The 24,546-nt window shown below is 71.7% G+C and carries 24 protein-coding genes and 1 tRNA gene; 9 read left to right on the forward strand and 16 right to left on the reverse strand.

The features are described 5' to 3' along the window. The first annotated feature begins 126 nt into the window (after positions 1-126). Positions 127-2,103, forward strand: a complete 1,977-nt coding sequence (locus tag EV279_RS03065) for a cytochrome c oxidase assembly protein (protein ID WP_133541453.1) — start codon at positions 127-129, stop codon at positions 2,101-2,103. A gap of 16 nt (positions 2,104-2,119) precedes the next feature. Here the strand turns inward: EV279_RS03065 and EV279_RS03070 are convergent, their stop codons facing one another. The 3 genes from EV279_RS03070 to EV279_RS03080 form a co-directional block, all read right to left on the reverse strand. Then, entirely contained in the window at positions 2,120-3,862 is a 1,743-nt protein-coding gene (locus EV279_RS03070; protein ID WP_133541454.1) for a SulP family inorganic anion transporter, read from the reverse strand. Positions 3,863-3,974: 112 nt separating this feature from the next. After that, positions 3,975-4,991 carry a hypothetical protein gene (locus EV279_RS03075; RefSeq protein ID WP_133544540.1) on the reverse strand — a complete coding sequence of 339 codons (1,017 nt, stop codon included), beginning with the start codon at positions 4,989-4,991 and terminating at the stop codon, positions 3,975-3,977. Between the two features lie 293 nt (positions 4,992-5,284). Continuing rightward, complete coding sequence (locus EV279_RS03080) at positions 5,285-6,160, reverse strand: NAD(P)/FAD-dependent oxidoreductase (RefSeq protein ID WP_133541455.1); 876 nt, start codon at positions 6,158-6,160, stop codon at positions 5,285-5,287. 27 nt (positions 6,161-6,187) lie between these two features. On the opposite strand from EV279_RS03080, the gene EV279_RS16790 reads away from it, so the two are divergent. Together EV279_RS16790 and EV279_RS03085 are read left to right on the forward strand one after the other, a co-directional pair. Next, positions 6,188-6,334, forward strand: coding sequence for a hypothetical protein (locus tag EV279_RS16790; protein ID WP_166644430.1), 147 nt, complete (start codon positions 6,188-6,190; stop codon positions 6,332-6,334). A 58-nt stretch (positions 6,335-6,392) separates the two neighbouring features. Further along, positions 6,393-7,772, forward strand: coding sequence for an AAA family ATPase (locus EV279_RS03085; RefSeq protein ID WP_133541456.1), 1,380 nt, complete (start codon positions 6,393-6,395; stop codon positions 7,770-7,772). An 82-nt stretch (positions 7,773-7,854) separates the two neighbouring features. On the opposite strand, the gene EV279_RS03090 is transcribed toward EV279_RS03085, so the two are convergent. Continuing rightward, on the reverse strand, positions 7,855-8,508 hold the full coding sequence (locus tag EV279_RS03090; RefSeq protein ID WP_133541457.1) for a biliverdin-producing heme oxygenase: 654 nt from the start codon (positions 8,506-8,508) through the stop codon (positions 7,855-7,857). A gap of 46 nt (positions 8,509-8,554) precedes the next feature. Beyond that, positions 8,555-8,866, reverse strand: a complete 312-nt coding sequence (locus tag EV279_RS03095; protein ID WP_133541458.1) for a DUF2470 domain-containing protein — start codon at positions 8,864-8,866, stop codon at positions 8,555-8,557. Between the two features lie 119 nt (positions 8,867-8,985). On the opposite strand from EV279_RS03095, the gene EV279_RS03100 reads away from it, so the two are divergent. The 4 genes from EV279_RS03100 to dcd all read left to right on the forward strand — a co-directional run bounded on the left by EV279_RS03100 (position 8,986) and on the right by dcd (position 12,220). Next, entirely contained in the window at positions 8,986-10,218 is a 1,233-nt protein-coding gene (locus EV279_RS03100; protein ID WP_243728412.1) for a serine hydrolase domain-containing protein, read from the forward strand. A gap of 4 nt (positions 10,219-10,222) precedes the next feature. Beyond that, the gene (locus EV279_RS03105) at positions 10,223-11,098 is read left to right on the forward strand and encodes an EamA family transporter (protein WP_133541460.1); all 876 of its coding nucleotides are present in this window, start codon (positions 10,223-10,225) and stop codon (positions 11,096-11,098) included. A gap of 75 nt (positions 11,099-11,173) precedes the next feature. Then, positions 11,174-11,247: transfer RNA gene (locus tag EV279_RS03110), tRNA-Gly, on the forward strand. Positions 11,248-11,614: 367 nt separating this feature from the next. Beyond that, positions 11,615-12,220 carry a dCTP deaminase gene (gene dcd / locus EV279_RS03115; protein WP_133541461.1) on the forward strand — a complete coding sequence of 202 codons (606 nt, stop codon included), beginning with the start codon at positions 11,615-11,617 and terminating at the stop codon, positions 12,218-12,220. Between the two features lie 122 nt (positions 12,221-12,342). Here the strand turns inward: dcd and EV279_RS03120 are convergent, their stop codons facing one another. The 7 genes from EV279_RS03120 to EV279_RS03150 form a co-directional block, all read right to left on the reverse strand. Further along, positions 12,343-13,572, reverse strand: a complete 1,230-nt coding sequence (locus EV279_RS03120) for a HAMP domain-containing sensor histidine kinase (RefSeq protein ID WP_133541462.1) — start codon at positions 13,570-13,572, stop codon at positions 12,343-12,345. Then, entirely contained in the window at positions 13,565-14,278 is a 714-nt protein-coding gene (locus tag EV279_RS03125; RefSeq protein WP_133541463.1) for a response regulator transcription factor, read from the reverse strand. Before EV279_RS03125 ends, EV279_RS03120 begins: the two co-directional genes overlap by 8 nt. Before the next feature lie 86 nt (positions 14,279-14,364). Next, positions 14,365-16,197, reverse strand: a complete 1,833-nt coding sequence (locus EV279_RS03130; protein ID WP_243728413.1) for an Ig-like domain-containing protein — start codon at positions 16,195-16,197, stop codon at positions 14,365-14,367. 116 nt (positions 16,198-16,313) lie between these two features. Further along, on the reverse strand, positions 16,314-16,697 hold the full coding sequence (locus tag EV279_RS03135) for a hypothetical protein (protein WP_133541464.1): 384 nt from the start codon (positions 16,695-16,697) through the stop codon (positions 16,314-16,316). A gap of 56 nt (positions 16,698-16,753) precedes the next feature. After that, a complete protein-coding gene (locus EV279_RS03140; RefSeq protein WP_133541465.1) occupies positions 16,754-17,374 on the reverse strand; it encodes a signal peptidase I in 621 nt (206 codons plus the stop codon). 26 nt (positions 17,375-17,400) lie between these two features. Beyond that, complete coding sequence (locus EV279_RS03145) at positions 17,401-17,970, reverse strand: TasA family protein (RefSeq protein ID WP_133541466.1); 570 nt, start codon at positions 17,968-17,970, stop codon at positions 17,401-17,403. Positions 17,971-18,118: 148 nt separating this feature from the next. Then, a complete protein-coding gene (locus EV279_RS03150) occupies positions 18,119-19,012 on the reverse strand; it encodes an alpha/beta hydrolase (protein WP_133541467.1) in 894 nt (297 codons plus the stop codon). A gap of 67 nt (positions 19,013-19,079) precedes the next feature. Here EV279_RS03150 and EV279_RS03155 point away from each other — a divergent pair, with 67 nt between their 5' ends. Further along, complete coding sequence (locus EV279_RS03155; protein ID WP_243728414.1) at positions 19,080-19,736, forward strand: TetR/AcrR family transcriptional regulator; 657 nt, start codon at positions 19,080-19,082, stop codon at positions 19,734-19,736. Positions 19,737-19,775: 39 nt separating this feature from the next. Here EV279_RS03155 and EV279_RS03160 read toward each other — a convergent pair whose 3' ends face one another. Beyond that, the gene (locus tag EV279_RS03160) at positions 19,776-20,312 is read right to left on the reverse strand and encodes a MarR family transcriptional regulator (RefSeq protein ID WP_133541469.1); all 537 of its coding nucleotides are present in this window, start codon (positions 20,310-20,312) and stop codon (positions 19,776-19,778) included. Between the two features lie 283 nt (positions 20,313-20,595). On the opposite strand from EV279_RS03160, the gene EV279_RS03165 reads away from it, so the two are divergent. Continuing rightward, positions 20,596-21,729 (forward strand): glutamate--cysteine ligase, encoded by a 1,134-nt coding sequence (locus tag EV279_RS03165; RefSeq protein ID WP_133541470.1) that lies wholly within the window; start codon positions 20,596-20,598, stop codon positions 21,727-21,729. Positions 21,730-21,829: 100 nt separating this feature from the next. Here the strand turns inward: EV279_RS03165 and EV279_RS03170 are convergent, their stop codons facing one another. Genes EV279_RS03170 through EV279_RS03180 form a run of 3 tightly spaced genes read right to left on the reverse strand, consistent with a single transcriptional unit; the run spans position 21,830 to position 24,490 of the window. Further along, entirely contained in the window at positions 21,830-22,795 is a 966-nt protein-coding gene (locus tag EV279_RS03170; RefSeq protein WP_133541471.1) for an NAD(P)/FAD-dependent oxidoreductase, read from the reverse strand. After that, the gene (gene fdxA / locus EV279_RS03175; protein WP_133541472.1) at positions 22,788-23,117 is read right to left on the reverse strand and encodes a ferredoxin; all 330 of its coding nucleotides are present in this window, start codon (positions 23,115-23,117) and stop codon (positions 22,788-22,790) included. The genes EV279_RS03170 and fdxA overlap by 8 nt, the downstream gene beginning before the upstream one ends. Then, the gene (locus EV279_RS03180) at positions 23,114-24,490 is read right to left on the reverse strand and encodes an FAD-dependent oxidoreductase (RefSeq protein WP_133541473.1); all 1,377 of its coding nucleotides are present in this window, start codon (positions 24,488-24,490) and stop codon (positions 23,114-23,116) included. The genes fdxA and EV279_RS03180 overlap by 4 nt, the downstream gene beginning before the upstream one ends. Between the last annotated feature and the right edge of the window lie 56 nt (positions 24,491-24,546).

Below are 24,546 nucleotides of genomic sequence, written 5' to 3' on the forward strand. Positions count from 1 at the left end.
GCCCCGCACGCAGTAGAGGAGGGGGATGCCGCGAGCTGCGGCATCCCCCTCCTTCTGCGTCCGCTCGCATCCCCGGCCCGGGTGGTCTCCGGCGAGCGCCCAGCGGGGCGCGCCTAGGCTGGAGGGGTGAACCCCCGTGCTCTGCGGGCCGCAGGGCCTGTGATCCTCCTCGCGTCCGCGCTCGTCGCGCTCGCGTGGGGGCTCGCCTTCGGCGGGGGCGCGGCACCGCTCGTGATCGGCGACCCGGGACCCCTCGTCCGCTGGGGTCTTCCGACGGTGACGCTGGCGGTCAACCTGTCGGCCGCCGGCCTGGTGGGGGCCCTCGTGACGGCGCTCTTCGCCCTCCGGGCGGGGGAGCGCGAGTTCGACACCGCGCTGGACCTCGCCTCGATCTCGGCCGCGATCTTCACCCTCGCCGCCGCCGCGACCGCTTTCCTCACCTTCCTCGACGCCTTCAACCCGGAGGTGAGCGCCGCTCCTGAGTTCGGGGCGCAGCTGGGCCGGTTCCTGGTCGAGACCGAGGTCGGGCGCACCTGGCTGCTGACGACCGTCGCCGGCGCCGCCCTCACGGTGCTCGCCTTCGCCGTGCGCGGATGGACCGCGACGTTCTTCGTCGCGCTCCTCGCACTCGCCGCGCTCGTCCCCATGGGGACGCAGGGGCACTCCGGCGAGGAGGCGAACCACACGGCCGCCGTCATGGCCCTCGTGCTCCACATCATCGGAGCGGCCGTCTGGCTGGGCGGTCTCCTGCTGCTGGTCGTCGTCCGGCCCGTCGTCGGTCCGGCGCGCATCGCCACGGCGATGTCGCGCTACTCCAGCATCGCCCTCGTCGCCTTCGTCGTCGTCGCCATCGCCGGCACCGTACGTGCCGCCATCGGCATCGGCGAGTGGTCGGCCCTCGCGAGCCCGTACGGCGCCCTCGTGCTCGTCAAGGTCGCGGCCCTGCTCGCCATCGGCGTGCTGGGCGCGTGGTACCGCCGCCGGCTCATCGGCGGGATGGGACAGGATGCCTCGACCCGGCGCTTCTGGTCGCTCATCGCCCTCGAGCTGGCGTTCATGGGCATCGCCAGCGGCGCCGCCGTGGCGCTCGCCCGCACGCCTCCCCCCACGACCTCGGCGCTCCCGGCCGTTCGAACGCCCGCCGAGATCCTCACGGGGGCGCCGCTGCCGGCGGAGCTCACCGTCGAGCGCTGGTTCACGGTCTGGGATGTCGATCTGCTCTGGGCCTTCGCGGCCGGATTCGGCATCTTCTTCTACGTCGCGGGCGTCCGGCGGCTGCATCGTCGGGGCGATGCGTGGCCGGCGCACCGCACCATCCTGTGGGTCGCCGGGCTCCTGCTGCTCTTCTGGGTGACCTCGGGTCCCGTGAACGCCTACCAGGACTACCTGTTCAGCGTGCATATGACCGGGCACATGCTCCTCTCGATGGCGATCCCCGTGCTGCTGGTCGCGGGCGCGCCGGTCACTCTGGCGGCGCGGGCGATCCGCAAGCGGGAGGACGGCACGCGCGGCGGTCGCGAGTGGATCCTGTGGGCGGTGCACTCGCCGGTCGCGCGCGTGCTGACGAACCCCTTCGTCGCCGCCGGCCTCTTCATCGGATCGCTCTGGGCCTTCTACTACACCGACCTCTTCCGCTGGACGCTGTACGACCACCTGGGCCACGAGTGGATGGTCGCCCACTTCCTGCTCACCGGCTACCTCTTCGCGCTGTCGCTCATCGGCGTCGACCCCGTCCCGTACCGGCTGCCGTATCCCGGCCGCCTCCTTCTCCTCATCGGCGTCATGGCGATGCATGCCTTCTTCGGCATAGCGATCATGATGCAGTCCGGGCTCATGGTCTCGGAGTGGTACGGCGCGATGGGGCGCACCTGGGGTGCGACACCGCTGGAAGACCAGTACGTCGGGGGCGGCGTCGCCTGGTCGATCGGGGAGATCCCGACCCTGATCCTCGCGATCACGGTCGCGATCCAGTGGAGCCGCTCGGACGATCGTCAGCAGCGCCGCCGCGACCGGGCCGCCGACCGCTCCGGGGATGCCGAGCTCGAGGCCTACAACGCGCGCCTGGCCGACCTCGCCGAGCGCGACGCCCGCGCCCGCCGCTGATCTCCCACCGGAAGGGTCAGGGCTTCTCGTCGGGCCCGTCCTCGTCCCACTTCGTCCCCTCGAGGTCGCTGCGGAGGCTCCCCGTCAGCTCGTCGACGGCCGCGCCGACGGTCGGAGCGAAGCGGTCCGGTGGAAATCGGCCGGTCATCCCGTACTGCTTGAGCACGTCGACGACGGGGTCCTTCATCTCGGCGATGACGAGGCGGATGCCGTGGGCGGACAGGTACTCGTCGAGCTCCACGAGCTCGTCGATCGCCGTGGTGTCGATGTCGGTGATCGGCTCGGCGGCGAGGATCACGGTGTGCACGCCCGGCCCCGCGACCCGGACGCGCTCTCGCACCCAGTCGTCGAACCTCGCGCCGTTGGCGAAGAAGAGCGGCGCATCGAAGCGCACGATGACGATGCCCGGGATCTTCTCGCCCGCGTCGGGATAGCGACTGAGGTCGTGGTAGCCGCGCAGTCCCGGCACCCGGCCGAGCTCGGCCTTGTACGGACGCCACGAGCGATTGATGAAGGCCAGGAGCGACAGGCCGATCGCCACGACGATGCCCTCCAGTACGCCGAACACCAGCACACCCAGGAACGCGGCGAGCGAGAGCGCGGCATCCACCCGATCCATGCGCCACAGCGCACGGAAGCCCCGGATGTCGAGAAGGCTCACCGCCGCGCTCATCACGACGGCGGCGAGCGTCGCCGACGGGAGGAACTCGGTCAGCCCCGGTGCGAGGAGGATGAAGGCGAGGATGAGGGCGGCGCCCACGACGCCCGTGAGCTGCGTCTTGGAGCCCGCCTGCTCGGCGACCGGGGTGCGCGACGACGACGCCGACACGGGGAAGCCGCCGAGCGCGCCGCCCGCGATGTTGGCGATGCCGATGCCCGACATCTCCTGACTGCCGCTGACGCTCTCCCCGCGCCGCGCGGCGAGCGTGCGCGACAGCACCGCGCTGTCGGTGAAGGCCACCAGCGCGATGCCCGCCGCGGGCAGGGCGAGACCCGCGAGATCCGTCCATGTCAGCCCCGCGAGCGCCGGCGCGGGCAGTCCCTGCGGCAGAGCCCCCACGACGGGCAGCGCGTCGGCGAGGCCGAAGACGCCCGTCGCGACCATGGAGAGGACGACCACGACGAGCACGCCGGGCACTGGCGACCTGACCCACTTGAGCGCGAGGATCACGATCAGCGAGCCGACGCCGAACGCCACCGCGATCGGCTCGACCTCTCCCGCACCGATCGCGCGGACGATGGCCACCACCTCGGCCCAGAGGCCGGCGGCATCCGTCGAGAAGCCGAGGAGCTTCGGGATCTGCGACACGATGACGATGACCGCGATCGCGTTGAGGTAGCCGACGCGGATGGGCTTGGAGAGCAGGTCGGTCACGAACCCCAGTCGCAGGATGCCGCCGAGCAGCAGCAGAGCCCCGACCATGATCGCGAGCAGACCCGCCAGCGCCACTGCCCGCTGCCCGTCGCCGAGGGCGAGGGGCAGAATGGCTGCCGCGATGATCGGAGCCAGGGACGAGTCCGGCCCGAGGACGAGGATCCGCGACGGCCCGAAGATCGCATACGCGACGAGGGGAACGATCGTCGCATAGAGTCCTGTCTCCGGCGGCAGGCCGGCCACCTCGGCATAGCCCATGCCCGCCGGGATCAGCAGCGCGGTCACGACGATCCCGGCGCGCACGTCGGGCCACAGCCACGCGCGTCGATACTCCCGAGCGACGAAGATGCCCGGAATCCAGCGCCGCAGTCCGCTCTCGGCCATAGCGACCTCCTGACGTCATCCTGGAGGATGCCGCGACGCCGCGCGCGAGCGGATCATCCGCGCCGGATGGCGCTTCTCGCCCTGGTGCCGGTGCGGCCCCGGTACACCCGGGTCAGCGGGTGTCGGTTCCCGAGACGACGATCGAAGCGGAGCCGTCGGGGGTGACGGTGATCGTGCCGTTCATGAGGAAGGGGACGTCCTCGCTCACCCGCCGCACGGTGCCGTCGAAGAGCGACCGGATGTCGACCTCGATGTGGGCCGTCGCCTCGGTGGTCGGGATCCTCCAGTTCGCCCCGTCGGGCTCGACGGATACGACAGGCTGCTGGACGATCGACCACGTCGGCGGCGACGAGATCCGGTCCTCCACGGGGTAGCCGAAGGGGCACGCGGTCGGCAGGAGCACCTTCTGGGTCGCGCACTGCGTGAGGAACTCGTCGACCTTCTGCTGTACGACTTCGATGAACTGCTCGGTCGGCTCGGCCTGCACCTCGACCTTGGTCGACTTCAGCGGACTGTCGGACAGCACCGCGACGCCGCGCGTCGCTGAGATGGGGGTGTCGACCGACACCGAGTAGACGCCGGGGGAGAAGACGAGGAGCGGTACCGGCGCGAGGGGGTCCGCCTCGACGCCGTCGACCGATACCTGGCGCTTGTCGACCGCGAATCCGTTGACGTCGAAGCTCATCGATCCGCGCACGCTCAGGTCGACGACGGCCAGCGGACTGCGGGCGAACCGCCACGTCGGCACGACACCCACGGCACCGTCGCGCTCTACCTGGAACGTAGTGCGTCCGGGGTACGGACCGGCCTGGTACTCCACCGTCACCTCGGTCGTATCGCCCTCGGTCGTCTCGGAGACCACCTCCACCTCGGTCAGCTGCTCCAGTGCGGCGCTGCGCAGGAGCGCCTCGGAGGCGTGCGCGGGGAGCCCCGCCGCCTCGAGCTCGGTCGAGTCGACGGCGACCCCCGCCACCGCGAGGGCATCGGCGGCGCGGCCGTCCGACAGCATCCCGAGATAGCGCTCGACGAACGCACTCGGGCTGTAGAACTCGCGGTACAGGGTCGCGCCGGCTGCTGCGAGGGCGCCGACCAGCAGCACCCCGACGATGCCGAGGAGGGTCAGATCCAGGGCCGGAGACCCACGGCGGCGGACTCCGGCGGGCTCGGCGGGGGCTGTGCGGAATGGGCCCGCGTCGCTCGGCGCGGCTTCCGTCGGGTGCGGCGATCCGGTGGAGCCCGGCGCGGCGGCGACGACGCGGGCCGGGGGCGCGGGCGAGCCGAGGGGCGCGGGCGGGCTCGGCGATGCAGCCGAGGACGCCTGTGCGCCTTCGGGACTCGTCTCGACGGCCCCCCGGTCCACGCCTCCAGTGTAGGAAAGGGCGACCGGGAGACGACTGTACGCTCACCCTCCACCGAGGAGGTTCAGGCGTCGCCCAGATCACGCGCCGCGAGCTCACGGACGCACGTGGCGGCGGCGAGCTGACCGGCTGCGATGGCCGCCGCGAGCGAGACGAGCGGTCCGGGGGCCGCAGCGACATGCGCGAGATCTCCGCCCGCATAGACACCGGGGACGCTCGTGCGTCCCATGGCGTCGATCTCGATGCCCCCCGATGGGGTGAGGCGGCACCCGAGCTGAGCGGCGAAGGGCGCCGACTGATGCGAGGTCGCCGCGACGAAGACGCCGTCGACCGTGCGCTGTCCGCCGTCCGTCAGCGTCAGGACCATTCCGCCGTCGGCCCGGCGCGCTTTCCGCACGGTCCCCGGTGACAGCGCGACGACATCGGCGACGATCGGCCGCAGCATGGCTTCGAGAAGACGCGCATGCTCGCCGTCGGCGAGAAGGGCGACCACGCGGCCGGCGTACTCGTGTCCGTGGCAGAACGGGCATTGGGCGACCTCCCGGCCCCACGCCTCGGCGAGACCGGGGATCGCGGGGAGCACGTCCCGCATCCCCGTCGCGAGCACGACGCTGCGTGCGCGGAGCGATCCGCCCGAGGTCGTCACGACGAATCGGCCGTCCCCATCCTTCTCGATCGTCATCACCTCGTCGTCGCGCACCTCCACGTCGTCGTACGCGCTCAGCTCCTCGCGCCCTATGCGGCGGAGCTCTGCAGGTGAGCGGCCGTCGTTGGTCAGCAGGTTGTGGGAGTGGGCGACCGTCTCGTTGCGGTACCGGCCCGAGTCGAACAGAACGGTCCGCCGGTGCATCCGCGCGAGCGTGAGACCGGCCTGGAGGCCGGCGGGGCCGCCACCGATCACGACGGCGTCGACGTCGGGAAGAGGGATCGAGTTGCGCATGAACCGATGATGTGCCTTCATGTCGACATGAAGTCAAGCCGGTCGATCGGCGACGCCGCGACGCAGTTCGGGCTCGAGGTCCTGGTCGACGAGGTCATGGCCGGCGGCGCGCGGTGGACGGCGGAGCGGCTCGCTGCGGCCGAGCCTCCTCCACAGGTCGCGCCGCCGGCGTGAACGAGGATCCCGGGCGCGCGCGGGTCGCGGCATCCATCCCGCTCGTTACCATGAATCGGTGATCGCGCCGCCTCTCTCCCGCGAACAGGAGGCGCTGTTCCGGCTCATCGAAGACACCCGCGAGCACGTGTTCGTCACCGGGCGTGCGGGCACGGGCAAGTCGACCCTCCTCCAGCACCTCGCGTGGAACACGACGAAGCAGATCGCGGTGTGCGCGCCGACCGGGGTCGCCGCGCTCAACGTCGAGGGCCAGACCATCCACTCCCTCTTCAAGCTGCCGCTGGGCATCATCGGCTCGACCGACGAGCCGCAGTCCGATGCGACGCGCAAGCTGCTCAACGCCATCGACACGCTCGTGATCGACGAGATCTCGATGGTCAACGCCGACCTCATGGACGCGATCGACCGCGCGCTGCGCATGGCGCGCGGGCGGCGCGGCGAGCCCTTCGGCGGCGTGCAGATCGTCATGTTCGGCGACCCGTATCAGCTCGCCCCCGTACCGCCGAGGGGCGATGAGCTGCGGTACGTCCGCGACCACTACCGCTCGTTCTGGTTCTTCGACGCGCACGTCTGGACCGGGGGCCGTGCAGCTCTGCGCGACGGGCCGTCGCTCGACGGGTTCGCCGAGCTCGGGCCGTTCGGGGCGCAGCTTCACATCCGTGAGCTCGTCGACATCCACCGGCAAGCCGACCCCGGCTTCAAGGCGCTGCTAAACGCCGTGCGTCACGGGATTGTGACCGCCGAGATGGCCCAGGTCCTCAACGACACCGGGGCCCGCCGCCCGCCCGAGCCCCGCGAGGGCGAAGTTCCGATCATCACGCTCGCCACGCGCAACGACATCGTCAACAGCATCAACCGTCGTCATCTCGATGCGCTCGGCGGACGCCTCCAGACCGCGCAGGCCGAGGTGAACGGTGACTTCGGGCGAGGCGACGCCTACCCCGCGGACGTCGAGCTGCAGCTCAAGGTGGGCGCCCAGGTGATGTTCCTGCGCAACGACATCGCCTCGTTCGGCGAGCCGCCCCGCTGGGTCAACGGCACGATCGGCACCGTCACGCGCATCGCGGGCGGCACCGTTCGGGTCGAGGTCGAGGGCAAGGAGTTCGACGTCGAGCCGGCCGTATGGGAGAAGTTCCGCTACTCGTACGACCCGGGCTCGCGCTCGCTGTCGCGCGACGTCGTCGCGGAGTTCACCCAGTTCCCGCTCCGACTGGCGTGGGCCGTGACGATCCACAAGTCGCAGGGCAAGACCTACGACCGCGCCGTCATCGACCTCGGGTCGGGCGCGTTCGCGCCGGGCCAGACGTATGTCGCACTGTCGCGGCTCACCTCGCTCGAGGGGCTGTATCTCACGCGGCCGCTGCGGCCGCGCGACATCCAGGTCGACCCCGATGTGCGCCGCTTCATGGCGGACGTGCGGCGGGCCGCGGCATCCTGAGCCCGTTCTCCGGCGCGCTTCGTCTCGCTTCGCCCGCTCGACGACCGAGGTTGCGGAACGAAAGGGCGCGCGGTGACCGACGTCAGGCCACCTGGATGGCCTTCGCGGCGGCGAGGTCCTCGAACAGCTCGGTGTTGAAGCGATAGGCGAGGAGGACCTCGTCGATCACGCGCTCCTTCTCGGCGTCGTCCCACGGCGCGGCGTCGAGCTGGTCGCGATAGACGTCTTTGAAGGCCTTGGGGTCGGCGATGTCGCCGAAGAGGTAGAACCCGATGCCGTTGGTCTCGAACCCGAACCGGCGGGCCATGAGACGGCCGATGAACTGCCCGCCGGAGAGGTCACCGAGGTAGCGCGTGTAGTGGTGAGCGACGAAGCCGCCCGCCCACGTCGCGCCGACCTGCTGGATGCGGTCGACGTACCGACGCGTCGTGGGAAGCGGCTCGATGCGGTCGCGCCAGTCCGGCCCGATGAGGAACTCCAGGTCGGCCTCGATGGCAGGGAGACGCGTGAGCTTGTCGCTGATGAAGACGGATGCCACCGGGTCGAGGCGCATGCGCTGCGCGGCCGCCTCGAGCGCGTCGTAGATGAACCAGTGCTGCGCGACGAGGGCGATGTAGTCGTCGCGCGTGCCGGCGCCCGTGAGAAGGTCGGCCATGAAGCCGGCGTGCTCGCTGCGCGAATGCGCCGAGCCGGCGCGCTCGCGCAGGGCGGTGGAGAACCGGATCGGGTCGCTCATACCTTCACTGTAGCTCAAGGTAAGGGCGCCCTAAGTTACGAGTTCGCTAAGAATGCGGCCTCGGCTCGACGCCCAGGCGGGCGCACGCGGCGTCGTACAGCGCCACGATCTCGCGGCGCACCTGCGGGCGCTCGGCGATCGGGCCGTGGGGCCACGGAACGCGGACGGCTTCCGTGCCGCCGTCGCCGCGTTGCGCCAGCCACTCGCCGCCGTCGCCGTCGAATCCCGCCATCGTCGCCGCCGTATAGTCGCGTCGGGGTCCGAAGGCGCGTGCGATCAGAAGGCTGTCGCCGGAGTGGTCGCCGTTCATATGCCGGAGCACACCAGCCACCACCGCGTCGTCGAATCTGAACGTCATGCGCTCAGCCTAGGAGTGGGGGAGCGGAGGGTCGGCGCATCTGTGTTTAGATGATGGGACGATCACCGGGGGGTGAGAGCTTGAGGCACCCTAGCCGCCTCCGCCGGAGTCACGGCGTCATGGCGTTCGCGCTCGCTCTGTCCCTCGGGCTCGTCGCGTGCTCAGCTCCGTCCGCAGCGAAGGTCGACCTCCCCGCGCAGACCGATGCGCCGCTCGGCGACGACACGGTGGCGCAGCTTCAGGATGCTGTCACCCACGCCATGGCGGCGACGGGATCGCCCGGGGCCATCGTCGGCGTCTGGGCTCCGTGGGCGGGCTCGTGGGTGGCGGGGCTCGGGACGACGCAGCCCGGGGGAGCCGGCACAGCCGTCTCGACCGATCAGAGGTTCCGTGCCGCCCAGATCACCCGTGCCATGACCTGCGACGTGCTGTACGCGCAGGTGGAACGGGGCACGGTCGCCCTCGACGACCCCGTCACCGACTACGTCGCGGGCGTCGCCGACCTCACCGACGTGACTCTCGGCGACCTCTGCGACGGCACGTCGGGCATCGGCTCCTACGCCGGCCAGCTCACGCCGCTGTGGTTCACCAAGCCCGACCGCGTCTGGAATCCGCACGAGCTCGCGAGCTACGGCCTCGGGCTGGAGCGGACCGTACCGCCCGGCACGTCGTACCGCGACTCCGATGCCGGGTACGTGCTCCTCGGGCTCGCCCTGGAGAAGGCGACGGGGGAGACGGCCTCGGCGCTTCTGGAGGAGTACGTCTTCGACCGCCTGAGTCTCGATGCGACCCAGCTTCCGGCATCCGCTCCCGGCTCGGCGGACGTCCTCCCCGGCTACGTGTCGCTGGGGGCGCCCGAAGGCGGCTCGAACTGCGCCGCGCCCGTCGACATGACGCAGCTCTCGCCGAGCACGGGGTACACCGACTCGGGCGTCGTGACCGATATCGACGACCTGGGCCGCTACGCCCAGTCGCTCGCCGGGAACGCCCTCGTGCCGCAGGGCTTCGACCGCCTCGCGGACGAGGTGCCGGCCCACGACGGGGCTCCCTCGTGGCTGACCGCGGGCGGCGGCGTCTACCGCGCCGGGTCGCTCGTCGGGCAGTACGGCGCGGTGCCCGGCTATGCGACGGCGGCGTTCGCCGACCCCGGCTCGGGTCTCACGGTCGCCGTCGTGCTGAACAACTCGGCGGCAGGCCCGGGCCCCGCGGTGTGGCTCGCGTGGGAGCTGGCCGCGCTCGCCTCGAAGGCTCCGGCCGCCTCTGGGCAGACCGCGCCCGAAGCGGGCCTGCCGTGGACGGCGCAGCAGTTCCGCGATTCCATCAGCGGCGCGGCCGTCTGTCCTCTGCCTTAGCGCCGTGACGGCTCGCACCGGCCAGACGCCGGCGATCCTGCTCGTGGTCGCGGGCCTGGCGTGTCAGGAGGTCGGCGCCTCCCTCGCCGTGCTGCTGTTCCCCCAGGTCGGTGCGCTCGGCATGGTGATGCTCCGGCTCGTCTTCTCCGCGGCCGTGCTGCTGCTTCTGGCGCGCCCGCGGCTGCGGGGCCACACGCGCACGGGCTGGAGAGCCGTCGTCGGATTCGGCCTCGTGCTCGCCGTCATGAACGGGCTCTTCTATCTGGCCCTGGAGCGCCTCCCGCTGGGCGTGACGGTGACGATCGAGGTGCTCGGCCCGCTGACGCTGTCCATCATCGCGGCACACCGCGCGTCGGCGTGGGTGTGGGCGGCCGTCGCCTTCGCGGGCGTCGTCGCGCTCGGCGGCGGGGGCTGGGAGCGCCTCGATCCCCTGGGAGTCGCGTTCGCCCTGGGCGCCGCGGCGAGCTGGGCGCTGTACATCCTGGCTTCGGCCCGTGTCGGGCGCGAGTTCCCCCGGCTGGACGGACTCGCGCTCGCGATGACGGTCGGCGCTGTCGTCGCGCTGCCCTTCGGCATCGTCTCGGCGGGGTCGGCGCTCCTGCGTCCCGAGATACTGGGCCTCGGCGCGGCGGTCGCCGTCCTGTCCTCGACGATCCCCTACGCCTTCGAGCTCATCGCGCTGCGCCGGCTCGCGGCATCCGCCTTCGCCATCCTCATGAGTCTCGCGCCCGCCACCGCCGCCCTCGCCGGGTGGCTCCTGCTCGGGCAGGCGCTGTCGTGGCTCGAGGTCGTCGGCATCGCGCTGGTGATCGCCGCGAGCATGGGCGCCGTGCGCTCGTCGCAGCGGGCGGCTCGCGAGACGGCGGAACCGCTCGGGTGACGGATGCCGCGGCCCGCGCTTCCGGTCGCGGTGTCGCTCCCTGTTATGCTGGCCGGACGCCGCAAGGCGTGCCTCGGGGCTGTAGTTCAATGGCAGAACTTCTGCTTCCCAAGCAGACAGCGCGGGTTCGATTCCCGTCAGCCCCTCCAATGCCCTGACGTGCCGCCGAAGGCGGTGCGGCAGGGCATTCGTGCGGCTGCCGTCGGGATCGAGCCGCCCGCGGGCGGTCCCGCTCCGCCGGAGGCTCCGCGCGCCGCGAAGCGGCGTGGGGAGTGGCGGAGTGGCCGATTCCCGTCAGCCCCTCCGACCTCCGCCGAGATGGCGCGAATCACCGTCGCGCGGCGCGTGCACCTGTCATCCGTGCGATCTCGACTCCAGGGAGACGTCGCGCGAGGACGCGGGGCGGGCGCGGCGCGGGGAGGCGGGACGCGGGGCGGGCGCGGCAGGAGGCGGCGTGGTCGGGTGCCGGGGCCGGCGCGGGGCATCGCGCTCGCCGGGCGCGGATAGGGTGGGATCGTGCTGCTCTCGGACCGCGACATCCGCCGTGAGATCGACGCTTCGAGGATCGCGATCGAGCCCTGGGAGCCCGGCATGGTGCAGCCCTCGAGCGTCGATGTGCGCCTCGACCGCTACTTCCGGCTCTTCGACAACCACAAGTACCCGTTCATCGATCCGGCCGAGGACCAGCCCGACCTGACGCACCTCATCGAGGTCGCCCCCGACGAGCCGTTCATCCTGCACCCGGGCGAGTTCGCGCTCGGCTCGACGTTCGAGCTCGTCGGGCTCCCGGACGACGTCGCGGCCCGGCTCGAGGGCAAATCGTCGCTCGGCCGGCTGGGGCTTCTCACGCACTCGACGGCGGGATTCATCGATCCGGGCTTCAGCGGTCACGTGACGCTCGAGCTCTCCAACGTCGCGACCCTCCCGATCAAGCTGTGGCCGGGGATGAAGATCGGGCAGCTCTGCTTCTTCCGCCTCTCGTCGGCCGCCGAGACGCCGTATGGCGCCGGGCCGTACGGCAACAGGTATCAGGGGCAGCGGGGGCCGACGGCATCCCGCTCCTTCCAGAACTTCCACCGCACGGATGTCGGGACCACCGACGCCGGGTCGCGCGGCGCCTGACCCTCCGGCACAACAGAGGGGATCTGCGCAACAGAGGGGATCTGCGCATCAGAGGGGCCGGACGCGCCTCCTGATCCTTCGAAGCGCCGATCTCCTCAATCGTGCGGCGACGCCGCCGCGGCTCACGCGTCCTTCTGCGGAAGGATGAGCGAGAACCTCGTCGTCGGCGTCGACTCGAGGAGGAGGTGCCCTCCGAGCGCCTCGGCGAGCTCCGCCGAGAGGGCGAGTCCGATCCCCTCGCCCCCGTTGGTGCTCTTGCCCGGCGTGCGCTGGAAGATCGCGTTGCCGCTCGGGCGCGGACCTTCGTCGCCCACGCGGACCGTGACGTAGCCGTTCGCCCGAGTGCCCGACACCGTGATGAGGCCCCGCCCGTGCTGCAGCGCGTTGTGGATCAGCACGTCGAGGATCTGGTTCGTCGGCGCGGGGACGCTCGTCGCGCCGGGGGCGACCGACTCGACCCGGATCCCGCGCTTCTGGGCCACCGCCTGCGTGCGCCAGCGGTCGCCTGCCTGCGTCAGCATGGGGCCGAGGTCCACCGATTCGTCGGCCCCGGGGGTCGCGCCGCGGGCCAGCGCGAGGAGCTGCGCGATGGCATCCGACAGCCGGTCGATCTCGCGGAGCGCGTGCTCCAGCTGCTCGCGCACGACCGGTGCGGTCTCGGGCCACAGCGAGACGTCCTCGAGCTCGAGGCGCAGGGCCGTGATGGGGGTGCGCAGCTGGTGGGAGGCGTTCGCGGCGAACTCGTGCTCGCGGCGGATGCGCTGCTCGAGGGTGCTCGCGCTCGACCGCAGCGCCTCCTCGATCGCCCTCGCCTCGGGGATGCGGGCGGCGGGAGCCTCGTCGTCGAGAGGGCCTTCGCCCACCTTGCGCGCCAGCGCGGCCAGGCGCACGAAGGGTGCCGAGAGCCGGCGCGCGAGGAGCACCGCGACGACCGCCGAGACCACCATGAGGCCGATGCCGAGCACCACGACCGGCATGACCGCCTCTTGCACGCGCTCCGAGATGAGGGCGCCCGAGCGGCTGAAGGTGACACTGCCGCCGCCTTCGACCGGGGCCGTCGAGGAGAGGTCGTCGGACTCCGGCGCGTCGCCGGCCTCGACGGTGGCTCCGTCGGGCGCGACGTACACGACGTGCTCGCCGGGCTGGAGAACCGAATCGAGGAACTCCGCCGAAACGTCCGCGTGCGCATCACGCTCGGCGACGAGGACCGACATGAAATCGGTGGCCCGCACGACCCGGCGCTCCTCGCTGGTCTGGATCAGGTCGGCGACGATGTACGCCCGCGGGATACCGTAGAGCGCGATGATGCCGACCGCCATCGCGACGAAAGCGATGATGAGGCGTTCACGCATCCGCCGCCCCGTCGTCGAGGCGGAAGCCGATGCCGCGGATCGTCGTGATCCGCACATCGGCGCCCGAGTCCTCGAGCTTCTGCCGGAGTCGTGCGATCGTCACGTCGAGGGTCTTCGTCGAGCCGAACCAGTTCTCGTCCCACACCTCGTCCATCACCTTCTCGCGCGTCACGACGCTTCCGCGCTGCCGGTCGAGGTTCGCGAGCAGGTCGAACTCCTTCGTGCTGAGCGAGATCTCGCGGTCGCCAGCGAAGGCGCGGCGCGCATCGGGATCGACGGTGAGGGCGGTTCCGGATGCCGTGGCCGCGGCGGCCGCGGGCGTCGACGCCGATGAGGCCGACGACGCGCGTCGCAGCAGGGCGCGCAGCCGCGCCAGCAGTTCGGCGAGCGCGAACGGCTTCGCGATGTAGTCGTCGGCCCCGACATCCAGCCCCACGACGCGATCGAGTTCGCCGTCGCGCGCCGTCAGGATGACGATCCCGCCCTCGAACCCCTCGTCGCGAACGCGACGGCAGACATCGAGCCCGTCCATGTCGGGAAGCCCGAGATCCAGCACGACCAAAGACGGCCCATCCGCGAGCACGCGTTGGATCGCCTCGGCTCCTGCCGCCACGCGCTCGACCTCGTAGCCCTCACGGGTCAGCGTCCGGACAAGGGGAAGCGCGATGCCGTCGTCGTCCTCGACGACAAGGATGTGCTGCCCCACGACGTCGATGCTATCGAGGTCTCCGGGGGCATCGGCGGCACCGGGGCGGGGGGTGTCGCGATCGTCGGGGGTGCCGGGCGCGTCCACTAGAACTCCCTGTCCACGGCGCCTGTCTCGGTGACGGGCGCGTTCGTCGAGGTCGTGCCGCCGAGGTCGGTGGCGAGGCTGGAGGGGGTCCAGATCATGTGAGCCGCCGCCGAGGTGGGAACCGTGCGGAGGGCCCCGCCCGTGCTCAGGGTGCCGACGGCGATCTGCACCACCGTGACGGTGAAGCCGTTGACGGTCGCCGTCGTCGCGGTCATGGTCGCGGTCCACTGCGAGGACTTGCGGTTCTTGATGTAGTCGCCGCGGAGGTTCACCGTGCCGAGGTTCACGGCGGTCGTGCCCTTGAGGACGTCGAGGGCGTCGTCACTGCTGGTCGAGCCGATCAGGTTGCCGTCGCGCACCCGGAGCGTGACCGCCGTCGAGGAGCCGTCCCAGCCCGACGCGATGCTGCCGGGGTTCATGCGCGTGCTGTAGGTGAACGTGACGGCGTCGCCCGTGTCGAGTCGCCCGGCCGTGCCGGTGCCGTTCGCCGTCTGCACGTCGACGCCTCGCACGGGGCGGTTGTCGACGCTGCGGGACGACACCACGCCCGAGATCGTCTGCTTGCCGGCCTTGTCGATCATGACGGCGCGCAGGTCGTACAGGCCGTCGGCGACGGCCTTGGTGTTCCAGGGGCAGGTGAACGGAGCCGTAGTCGGGGCGCAGATCGCCGTCCACGCGCTGGAACCGGTCGGTGCGTACTGGATCGTCACGCTCGCGATGCCCGCGGTGGAGTTGGCGGTGGCGGCCAGCGTCTCGACGCCGGTCAGGTGCGCGCCCGGATCCTCCATGGCGACCGAAGCCACCGAGTTGTCGACGAGGCGCCCGTGCGTCGCGTTCGACATCGTCGTCTGGCCCGAGGCATCCGTCGCCACCGCGCGGAAGACGTAGCTGCCGTTCGCGAGGGTGGTCGTGCCGAAGCGGCAGGTGTAGGGCGGCAGCGTGAGCGTGCAGGCGTCGGTCCAGCCGTTCGTTCCGGCCGGTGCGTACTGGAGGACAACCTTCGCCACGCCGGATTGGCCGTCGGAGGCGTTGGCGGTGAGGGTGACGGTGCCGCTCAGGGGTGACCCGGGGTCGACCATCGACACGGTCGGCGCCGTGTTGTCGACGAGGACGTCGCTCACGACGTTGGAGTACGTCGTCACGCCGTTGTAGGTGGCGGCGGAGCGCAGGTCGTACGACTCGCCGTTGGTGAAGCCCTTCGCGGTGGTGTCCCAGACGCACGTGTAAGGGGCGGCGAGGTTGGTGCAGAGCGGGCTCCACGCGGCCGTTCCGGCCACGGCGTACTCGACGCGGACCACGTAGGGCCCCACCCCCGTGTTGACGAGGGTCGTCGAGAGCGTCAGGGAGCGGACGGCGAAATCGCCCGGGTCGGCCAGCACGACGCCGATGGTGTTGCCGACGGTCGCGGCGACGGGGGTCGAGGTGGCGGAGTAGCCGGCCTTGTCGGTCGCGACGGCCCGCAGGCTGTACGACCCGTCCGCGACGGTGCGCGTATCCCACGAGCACGCGTACGGCGCGGCGGATGCGGTGCACAGCGTCGTCCACGTCGTCGAGCCCGCGGCCTGGAAGGAGAGGACGACCTGCGCGATCCCGGTCTGCGCGTCGGCGGCGCTCGCCGTGATCGTCACGACGTCGCGGAGCGTGCCGGCCGGCGGCTGGACGCTGACCGCGGGCGGGGTCCAATCCGCTGCGGCGCCGACGCGGTTCGAGGGGTTCACGCTCTGCGCCGTGAAGGAGGCGGAGGAGAACCCCGGTGCCATCGCGGTCGTCGCGAGGAGGAAGACGACGGCGAGCACGACGAGGACCGCGTTGCGCAGGGCGGCGGAGCTCATCGGGTTCCTTCAGTCGGGACAGCGGGTGTCTTCGACGTTACGCAGGCGCTGGTTACAGGCAGGCCACAGCCGCTCCTCGCCGGAGCAACAATCGAGGGCCGCTCACCGAGCGGGAATCACAGCCGCCGCGAGGTGCGGGCGGTCGTGCGCCACGATGCGAGCAGCAGGCACGAGAGCGCGACGAGCACGCCGTCACGGATCGTCCAGGGATCGCGGGGCAGGCCCGGCGCGCCGACCGTGTGAAGAAGGAGCACCAGGACGAGGGTCGCGGCGGAGACCACGATCATGCCGAGGCGGGACTCGAAGCACTGCGCCGTCAGGAACCGGGCGGCCGCGAGGAGCCCGGCCGCTCCGATCACCGCCCAGACCAGTGAGATGGGGCTGCGGAGAGGATCGCCGGCGGCAGCGGCGACGAGATCGATCGTCGACAGGGCGACGAGGATGGCCGCCGCCGCCCAGGCGAGCGGGCGACGGCGGCCGAGTGCACGAGCGGAAGCCATGGGGATCTCCATCGGGTCGTGGATGATGCGCACGGCGGCTCGTGCCGTGCCGGCGCTCAGGGCGCGGCAGCCGGGAGAGCCGGCGAGGGGTGCTCCACCGGAAGCGCTGTCGAGGCGGCGTCCGCGGGAGCGGGAGCCTCCTCGTCGCGCCGGCGGGAGGTTCGCACGAGGTCGCGCAGGAAGAGCAGGGCGACGACTGCGGCGGGAACGCCGATCGCCAGCATCCTGATCCCCGGCGCAGACAGGGCGATGAAGGCCCAGCCGACCGCCGGGATCCAGCCTTCGACACGGGGCTGGACGACGTCGGCGAGCGTGAACGTCCACGGGTCGACCGTCGCGTTGGCATCGCCCTTCGTCCGGAAGACGAGCGAGCCGCTGCCGTCAGGGTTCGGCTCGACGGAGACGATCCGGTGGGTGACGAGTTCGGACAGGCCCGACTCGGCGGGCGGGAGGTAGGTGATGATGTCACCGGGCTCGAGGTCGCTCACGGGCACCTGGCGTTCGAGCACCAGCGTGCCGCGCTCGAAGGTGCCCGACATCGACGCCCCCGTGATGACGTAGCGGTCGAAGCCGAGCAGGCCCGGCACGAACATGAGCGCCGCGACGGCGCAGGCCACGACGGCCGCGATCACGATGGCCGTGTTCCCCAATGCCTTGATCGTCGTCGCGGCGCTCATGTCGTTCCCCCTCCCTGGGTCTCAGGTCACTGGTTGTAGGTCGTGGCGGCCGTCTGCGTGGAGTTCCACGTGTACGTGGCCGTCGCCATCTTGCCCTGCTCCTCGTTGCCGGCGGCCTGCGCGAGGGTCACGCTGAACGTGTACTCGCGGGCCTCGCCCTTCGCGAAGAGGCCGAGGTCGACGGGGGCCGCGCCGGTGAGAGCACCGAACGTGCCCGACCACACGGGGGTCGTCGACCCGGCCGCGGTGATCGTGAGCGCGAGGTTCGACTTCGTCGTGAAGCCGTTGACGGCGTTCTCGCTGAGCTTGATGTTCGCCGGAAGCGAGCCGGAGTTGGTGATCGTGACCTTGCCGGTGAGGGTGTCGCCCGGCTTGAGGTCGGAGAGGTTGAAGATCGCGCTGCCGGCACGCGAGTTGGTCTGCTGCAGCGTGCCGGTGGTGAAGGCGTTGGCGCTGTTGACCGAGTTCGCGACGAAGTCGGCTCCCGAGCCGACCGCGATCGCGGAGGCGATCAAGAGACCGGCGAGCGGGACGAGGACGCGCTTGCGAGAGCGGACGGCCTTGCCGGCCGGAGTCTGGGTGGCGGTGGTGCTCATGGAGCGGATTCCTGTTCTGACGGAGCGTGCATCGACAGGAATGACGCTACGGAGGCGTCGGCAACGGGATTCCTACAGGGATGCCACACGCGTTCCAGGGCTCGGACACAAGTGGGCTCGAGTGCAACGGCCCGGCGTCCGCCGCCGGTCAGTCCGGCGTCTCGGCCTTTGCGTGCGCGGCGAGATCGGCGACGCGCGCGAGGCCGCCCACCGCGAAGGCGGTGACGGCGTCGAGCGACTCGTCTGCCGCCAGGATGCGGTTGTGCCCGAGGCCGCGCGTGAGGAGCAGCCGGGCGCGACGCCCGTGGGCGTCGACAAGATCGGCACTCGCCGTGGCCGGCACCTGCCGGTCGCCCGCGTCGTGGAGTGCGAGCAGCTCGACCGCGGGCGGGAGGGGATCGGCGACGGCGTCGAAGCGGAGGCGCATGGATGCCGCGTCCTCTCCGAGCCGCGCCGAGAACGCCCGCTCGAAATCGGCCTTGGCCCGCGGTGAGAGGTCGAGCATCGCGGCGAACCGGTCGACGAAGACCTGCGGCGTTCCCACGCCGGCGATGGTCGCGACGCGCGCCGCGGTGGTGCCCGACCGGACCGCCGTCAGGGCGGCGAGGGCTCCGAACGAATGACCGACGACGAGCGCGAAGCGCCCGTGGCGAAGCTGGATCGCCTCGATTGCGGCGATCCAGTCACGGATGTCGGTGCGCGCGAAGGCCGACGCGCCGTGCGCAGGCGCGTCGAACGAGACGACGTGGAAGCCCGAGGCGACGAGCTCGCGCACGAGCGGGCCGAACTGGGAGGCGCGACCGCGCCAGCCGTGGACGAGCAGGACCGTGTCGTCCCCGCGACCCCAGCGGTATGTCACGAGCTCCCGGCCGCGGACGCGGACGGTGGCCCGCTCGGCTGCCGCGTCGGTCGCGGCATCCTCTCGCTGCAGCGGAAGCCGAGGATGCGTCTGCGAGAAGGCCCGCAGCGCCAGGGACCCCGCAAGTGCGGGCGAGAGGCGGCTGAGGCTCCGGAAGAAGGTGCGGGTGCGACTCGGCGACATGGTGACCTCCACTGAATACGAACGATCGTTCGTAGACTATATGAACGATCGTTCGTACACTAGAGGGGTGACGGAAACGGCGATCGATCGGCGTCGGGCGCGAGGCGACGCCTCACGGCGGGTCATCCTCGAGAGCGCGACGGACCTTGCGTCGGTCGAGGGTCTCGACGGGCTCACGATCGGCCGGCTCGCGGACGCCTCCGGTATGAGCAAGAGCAGCATCGCGACGCTGTTCGGCGGCAAGGAGGGGCTTCAGCTCGCAGCGGTCCACGCCGCCGCGGAGATCTTCCGCGAAGCCGTCGTGGAGCCGGCCCGGGAGCTGCCTCGCGGCGTCGCGCGCCTCGCGAAGCTCCTGCGCGGTGCCCTCGACTACTCGCGCAACCGCGTCTTCTCCGGAGGCTGCTTCTTCCTTGCGACGGCCGCCGACATGGACTCCAAGCCCGGGCCGGTGCGGGATTCGGTGCGCGCGTGGCTGCGGGAGTGGTACGGCTACCTGGAGGCGCAGGTCCGCTACGCCGCGGAACGGGGCGAGATCGACGCCGATGCCGCGACCGTCCCGCGGCTCGCCTTCGAGCTGATCGCCCTCGACAATGAGGCGAACGCGCGTTCGCTGCTCACGGGAGAGGATGCGCCCTACGACCTCGCGGCCGCCGCGATGCGCGAGCGGCTGATCGCACTGGGCGCGAAGGCCGACGACCTGGGGCCGCTCTTCGCGGCGCGCTGAGAGAGGTCCGCCGGCTCCGGGCACGGCGTCGTCGCCGGATCAGACGCCAGCCGGGGTGCGACGGCTGTCACCCATGGAAGCGGACAGCTCATCGAGCCTCGTCGCGATGCGCAGCACGGCCTCTGCGGCGACCCCGGCGTCGGCGGGCGAGAGCGACTCGATCGCCGACACCACGGCCGCGTCGTGCGGCATGAGCGACTCGTCGACGAGGCGGATGGCCTCCTCCGTCGGCACGAGATAGTGCGCCCGCCGGTCTCGCGGATGCTGCACGCGGGTGACCAAGCCGCGCTGGACGAGCCGCTCGACGACGTTCGTGACGGTCGCGCTCGACGCATCGAGCATGACGATGAGGTTCTTCGGGCTGAGATTCTGCTCGTCGCGGTGGCCCTGCACGAGGTGGCGCAGCGCGGTCAGGTCGACGGCGGACAAGCCGGACGCCCGCTGCGCGCGGTCGGCCTGGGTGCGCTCAGCCCTCCTCAGGTGGAGGATCGCTTCGCTGAGGCGACGACCCTCGGGCGTGCTCGGCCCTTCGGCGTGGAGATGCGCGCCCTCGTGTCGTACGACGGTCTCAGGCATGAGGTCCTCCCCGGATGCTCCTGTCCGCGGCGTCGCCGACCGCCGACGGAGGGTGGGCGAGCGTCGCGAACCCGCCCCTCATGAGGGTAGCCCTCACCGAGTGTGACTCACAGTGGATTGCACACTGGTCGAGATTCACAACGCTGGGGATTGACGACTCCCGGGGCTTCCGACCGTGAATCTCCCCGCGTGGTCGCCTCCCGTCTGCACTCGCGAAGTCAGGCCAACCCTCAGGTCGGGCCCCTATGCTGTGCGGCAGTGCCGGTGACGCAAGGGAGCGGGCATGCGCAGGCGGACCATCGGGGTCGAGGAGGAGTTCCTCCTCGTCGAGCAGGAGACGGGTGCGCCCACGCCTGTGGCGCCGGCGCTGCTCGCGAAGGTCGACGAGTCTGCGGTGTCCTTCGGCGCCGCCGCCGAGATGCATCAGGAGATGATCGAGCTCATCTCCACCCCGCACAGCGACCTGGAGGCGTTGCGGCACGATCTCGCGACGGCGCGCTCGTGGGCCGACGCGGCGGCGGCCTCCCTCGGTGCGCGGCTCGCGCCACTGGCGACATCGCCTCTTCCCGTTGCCCCGCACCCGTCGGCGGGTCCGCGTTACCAGCGGCTCGTCGAGCGGTACGGCGTGACCTCGGCGCGGTGCCTGACCTGTGGCATGCACGTGCACGTGTCCGTCGCGTCTGCGGAAGAAGGCGTCACGGTGCTCGACCGCATCCGCGGATGGCTTCCGGTCGTGCGGGCCCTCGCCGCCAACTCCCCCTTCGACGGCGGTGAGGACACCGGCCACGCCGGGTGGCGGTTCGTCTCGTGGAGCCAGTGGCCGTCGAGCGGGCCTGCGGAGGTCTACGGCGACGTGGACGGGTACCACCGCGCCACCGCCGAGCTGCTTGCGACCGGCGCCCTTCTCGACGAGGCCATGGTCTACACCGACGTCCGCCTGTCCACCCGCTTCCCGACGGTGGAAGTCAGGGTGGCCGACGTCCAGCTCACGACCGCCGCCGCGACCGCGATCGCCGGCCTGGTCCGCGGGCTGGTCGGCAGGGCCGCCGAGGACGGCCGGCTCGGCGAGCCGCCTCCGGACGTGTCCGTGAACGCGATCCGGCTGGCCGAGGCGGAGGCGGCCCTTCACGGACTCGCCGGCCCTCTGGTCGATCCGCGCACGGGTCGCCCGGCGCCGGCGGGCGAGGTCGTCGCTGCCCTGCTGGACTACGCCGAGCCGGCGCTCGCCGTGCACGGGGACACCGCCCGCGTGCGCCGCGGAGTGGAGCAGCTGGTGGCGGAAGGCGGGGGAGCGGCGTGGCAGCGCCGCACCGCGGAGCGGCTCGGGTCGCTTCCGGCGACGGTGCTCTCCGCGGCGGACGCCGCCGCGGAGGAAGCCCGAGAGACTCTGGGCCCGCCCGTCGCCGACAGCGCCTGACCTGGGGCTCCGGCGCTCCGATGCGCGAGACCGCCCGGATCGGGGTCCCCGGCGCCGTGGTCCGCCGCCGGTCCTGGAGTTCCGCGGAGGGCGGGTGGGGTCAGTGAGCGGTGCGGACCCCGACGAGATCGTGGACGAGCACGGCCGCGGCCCGCGCGCCCTGGCCCGCCGCGACGATGAGCTGCTGCGGACCGGGGGCCGCGGCATCCCCTGCGGCGTACAGGCCATCGATGGAGGTGCGCCCGGACCCGTCGACGACGAGGTGGCCCTCGGGGTCGCGGTCGGCCGCGACCGACGCGAGGAAGTCCAGCGCGGGGTGCCACTGCGGCCGCACGAAGCCGCCCTCGACGGGCACGCGGGTCCCATCGGCCAGCCGGACAGCGGTGACGGTGCCGCGCTCCCCTTCGAGGTCGTCGATCGCGCGCCGCTCGACGACGATCCCGGATGCCGCGAGCTCCGCCTCCTCCACCGTGTCGACGACGTCGGCGCCGTTCGTGAACACGGTGAGCCGGTCGGTCCAGCGGGCGATGAGGCGGGCGCGGGAGGCGAGGTCGGGCGTCTCGCCGATGAGGGCGAGACGGCGGTCCTGCAGCTCCCACGCGTCGCACGCGGCGCAGCTGAAGAGCGTCATGCCGTAGAACGCGCGGAGGCTGGGGAGGTCGGGGAGCGTCTCGCGGAGGCCTGTCGCGACGAGGACGGAGCGTGCGGCGAGGACGGCCGGCGTCCCCGGCCGCCGGCCTTCGAGAGCGACCGTGAAGCGCACCCCCGTGGCGGCGTCCGGCTCGCACTTCAGCGCCGTCGCGACAGTGCGCTCGAGGACCTGGACGCCGGGGTAGGCCGCGAGTTCGGCGCGTGCGAGCTTGCGCAGCTCGAGCGGCGGCACGCCGTCGCGGGTGAGGAAGCCGTGCGAGCGCAGCGTGGCGGCGTTCCGCGGCCGGCCCGCGTCGATCACGGCCACCGAGGCGCGCGCGCGGCCCAGGTTGAGCGCGGCCGACAGGCCCGCCGGTCCGCCGCCCACCACGACGACGTCCACTTCGGCCGACGGCGGGACGGACGCCTCAGGCATGGCGGTCCCCCTGGGGCGGCAGTTCGGCGATGATCGGGTGGTCCTTGGAGATCACGCCGACCTTGGCGGCGCCGCCGGGCGAGCCGATGTCGTCGAAGAACTCGACGTTGGCCTTGTAGTAGTCCTGCCACTCGTCGGGCAGGTCGTCTTCGTAGTAGATCGCCTCGACCGGGCACACCGGCTCGCACGCGCCGCAGTCCACGCACTCGTCGGGGTGGATGTAGAGGCTGCGTTCCCCTTCGTAGATGCAGTCGACCGGGCACTCGTCGATGCACGCGCGGTCTTTCACATCCACGCACGGCAGGGCGATGACGTACGTCATGACAGCGTGAGGCTGCCGGCCCGCGAGATCTCGACCTGCTCCTCGCGGGGGACGACCTTGACGCGCTCGCGCGTGTGGACGTGCGCGGCGCCGAGCGCGCGCTCGTGCGCGTCGAGCGCGAGCCAGCCGCTCCACGTCGTGTACTCGACCTCGCGCTCGTCGAGGAGGTCGAGGACGTCGCCCGGGGCGACGGGCGCGGGGAGAGCGCCGGCCTCGGCATCAGCGACGAGATGCGCGATCGTCTCCATCGCGTCGGACTTGGTGTGCCCGATGAGGCCCACCGGTCCACGTTTGATCCAGCCCGTTGCATAGAGTCCGGGGATCGGCCGAGCGGCCTCGTCGACCACTCGTCCCTCGACATTCGTGACGACGCCGGCCCTGTCGTCGAAGGGAGCGCCGACGACAGACGAGCCGTAGTAGCCGACCGCGCGATAGACCTGCTGGACGGCGATCTCGCGGAACTCGCCCGTGCCGCGCACGGTGCCGTCGCCGACGGGTGTCGTGCGCTCGAACCGTACCGCCTCGACCCGGCCGTCGCCGAGCACTTCGGCGGGGGCGTGGTAGAAGTGCAGGTGCAGGCGGCGGGCCGCGCCGGTCGACTTCCGGGTGCGCCACCCGTTCAGGATGCGCAGCATGACCTTGAGCTGGTTGTTGGGCGCCTTCGCGGGGTCGGCGTCGGCGAAGTCCTCGTCGTGCACGATGATGTCGACGTCCGGCACCTCCCCCAGCTCGCGCAGCTCGATGGGCGTGAACTTGATGTCGCCGGGACCGCGGCGTCCGAAGACGTGCACGTCGGTGACGGCGGATGCCTCGAGACCGGCGAGCACGTTGTCGGCGATCTCGGTGGGCCTCAGGTCCACGGCGTGCTTGGCGAGCACGCGGGCGACGTCGAGCGCGACGTTGCCGTTGCCGATGACGGCGACCTCGGCCTTGTCGAGGGGCCACTCGCGCGGCACATCGGGGTGTCCGTCGTACCAGGCGACGAAGTCGGCGGCGCCGTACGAGCCGGGGAGGTCGATCCCCGGGATGTCGAGCACCGCGTCGCGGATCGCGCCTGTCGCGAGGATCACGGCGTCGTAGCGCTCGTGCAGCTCCGCCAGGTCGATGTCGCGCCCGACGTCGACGTTCCCGATGAAGCGCGTGGTCCCGGCATCCAGCATCTCGTGCAGGGAGTTGACGATCCCCTTGATGCGGGGGTGGTCGGGGGCGACGCCGTAGCGGATCAGGCCGTACGGCGAGGGGAGCGAGTCGAACAGGTCGATGGCGACGGTTCCGCCCGCCCCGACGACCGCGGTCGTGAGGATGTTCCCGGCATAGATGCCGGCGGGGCCAGCGCCGACGATCGCGACGCGCAGGGAGAGGGGAGAGGTCATGACGATGGCCTTTCAGCACGGGAGGGAGTTCAGTCGGCGCAAACCGTCGCCTCACG

Origin of the sequence: Microbacterium sp. BK668 (assembly GCF_004362195.1) — a bacterium.
Lineage (GTDB): Bacteria > Actinomycetota > Actinomycetes > Actinomycetales > Microbacteriaceae > Microbacterium.

Excerpts from the sequence above, each read along its gene's own strand:
- EV279_RS03070 (WP_133541454.1), bottom strand. The coding sequence starts at position 3,862 with ATGGCCGAGAGCGGACTGCGGCGCTGGATTCCGGGCATCTTCGTCGCT.
- EV279_RS03080 (WP_133541455.1), bottom strand. The coding sequence starts at position 6,160 with ATGCGCAACTCGATCCCTCTTCCCGACGTCGACGCCGTCGTGATCGGT.
- EV279_RS16790 (WP_166644430.1), top strand. The coding sequence starts at position 6,188 with ATGAAGTCAAGCCGGTCGATCGGCGACGCCGCGACGCAGTTCGGGCTC.
- EV279_RS03090 (WP_133541457.1), bottom strand. The coding sequence starts at position 8,508 with ATGAGCGACCCGATCCGGTTCTCCACCGCCCTGCGCGAGCGCGCCGGC.
- EV279_RS03095 (WP_133541458.1), bottom strand. The coding sequence starts at position 8,866 with ATGACGTTCAGATTCGACGACGCGGTGGTGGCTGGTGTGCTCCGGCAT.
- EV279_RS03100 (WP_243728412.1), top strand. The coding sequence starts at position 8,986 with ATGGCGTTCGCGCTCGCTCTGTCCCTCGGGCTCGTCGCGTGCTCAGCT.
- EV279_RS03120 (WP_133541462.1), bottom strand. The coding sequence starts at position 13,572 with ATGCGTGAACGCCTCATCATCGCTTTCGTCGCGATGGCGGTCGGCATC.
- EV279_RS03130 (WP_243728413.1), bottom strand. The coding sequence starts at position 16,197 with ATGAGCTCCGCCGCCCTGCGCAACGCGGTCCTCGTCGTGCTCGCCGTC.
- EV279_RS03135 (WP_133541464.1), bottom strand. The coding sequence starts at position 16,697 with ATGGCTTCCGCTCGTGCACTCGGCCGCCGTCGCCCGCTCGCCTGGGCG.
- EV279_RS03140 (WP_133541465.1), bottom strand. The coding sequence starts at position 17,374 with ATGAGCGCCGCGACGACGATCAAGGCATTGGGGAACACGGCCATCGTG.
- EV279_RS03145 (WP_133541466.1), bottom strand. The coding sequence starts at position 17,970 with ATGAGCACCACCGCCACCCAGACTCCGGCCGGCAAGGCCGTCCGCTCT.
- EV279_RS03150 (WP_133541467.1), bottom strand. The coding sequence starts at position 19,012 with ATGTCGCCGAGTCGCACCCGCACCTTCTTCCGGAGCCTCAGCCGCCTC.
- EV279_RS03160 (WP_133541469.1), bottom strand. The coding sequence starts at position 20,312 with ATGCCTGAGACCGTCGTACGACACGAGGGCGCGCATCTCCACGCCGAA.
- EV279_RS03165 (WP_133541470.1), top strand. The coding sequence starts at position 20,596 with ATGCGCAGGCGGACCATCGGGGTCGAGGAGGAGTTCCTCCTCGTCGAG.
- EV279_RS03170 (WP_133541471.1), bottom strand. The coding sequence starts at position 22,795 with ATGCCTGAGGCGTCCGTCCCGCCGTCGGCCGAAGTGGACGTCGTCGTG.
- fdxA (WP_133541472.1), bottom strand. The coding sequence starts at position 23,117 with ATGACGTACGTCATCGCCCTGCCGTGCGTGGATGTGAAAGACCGCGCG.
- EV279_RS03180 (WP_133541473.1), bottom strand. The coding sequence starts at position 24,490 with ATGACCTCTCCCCTCTCCCTGCGCGTCGCGATCGTCGGCGCTGGCCCC.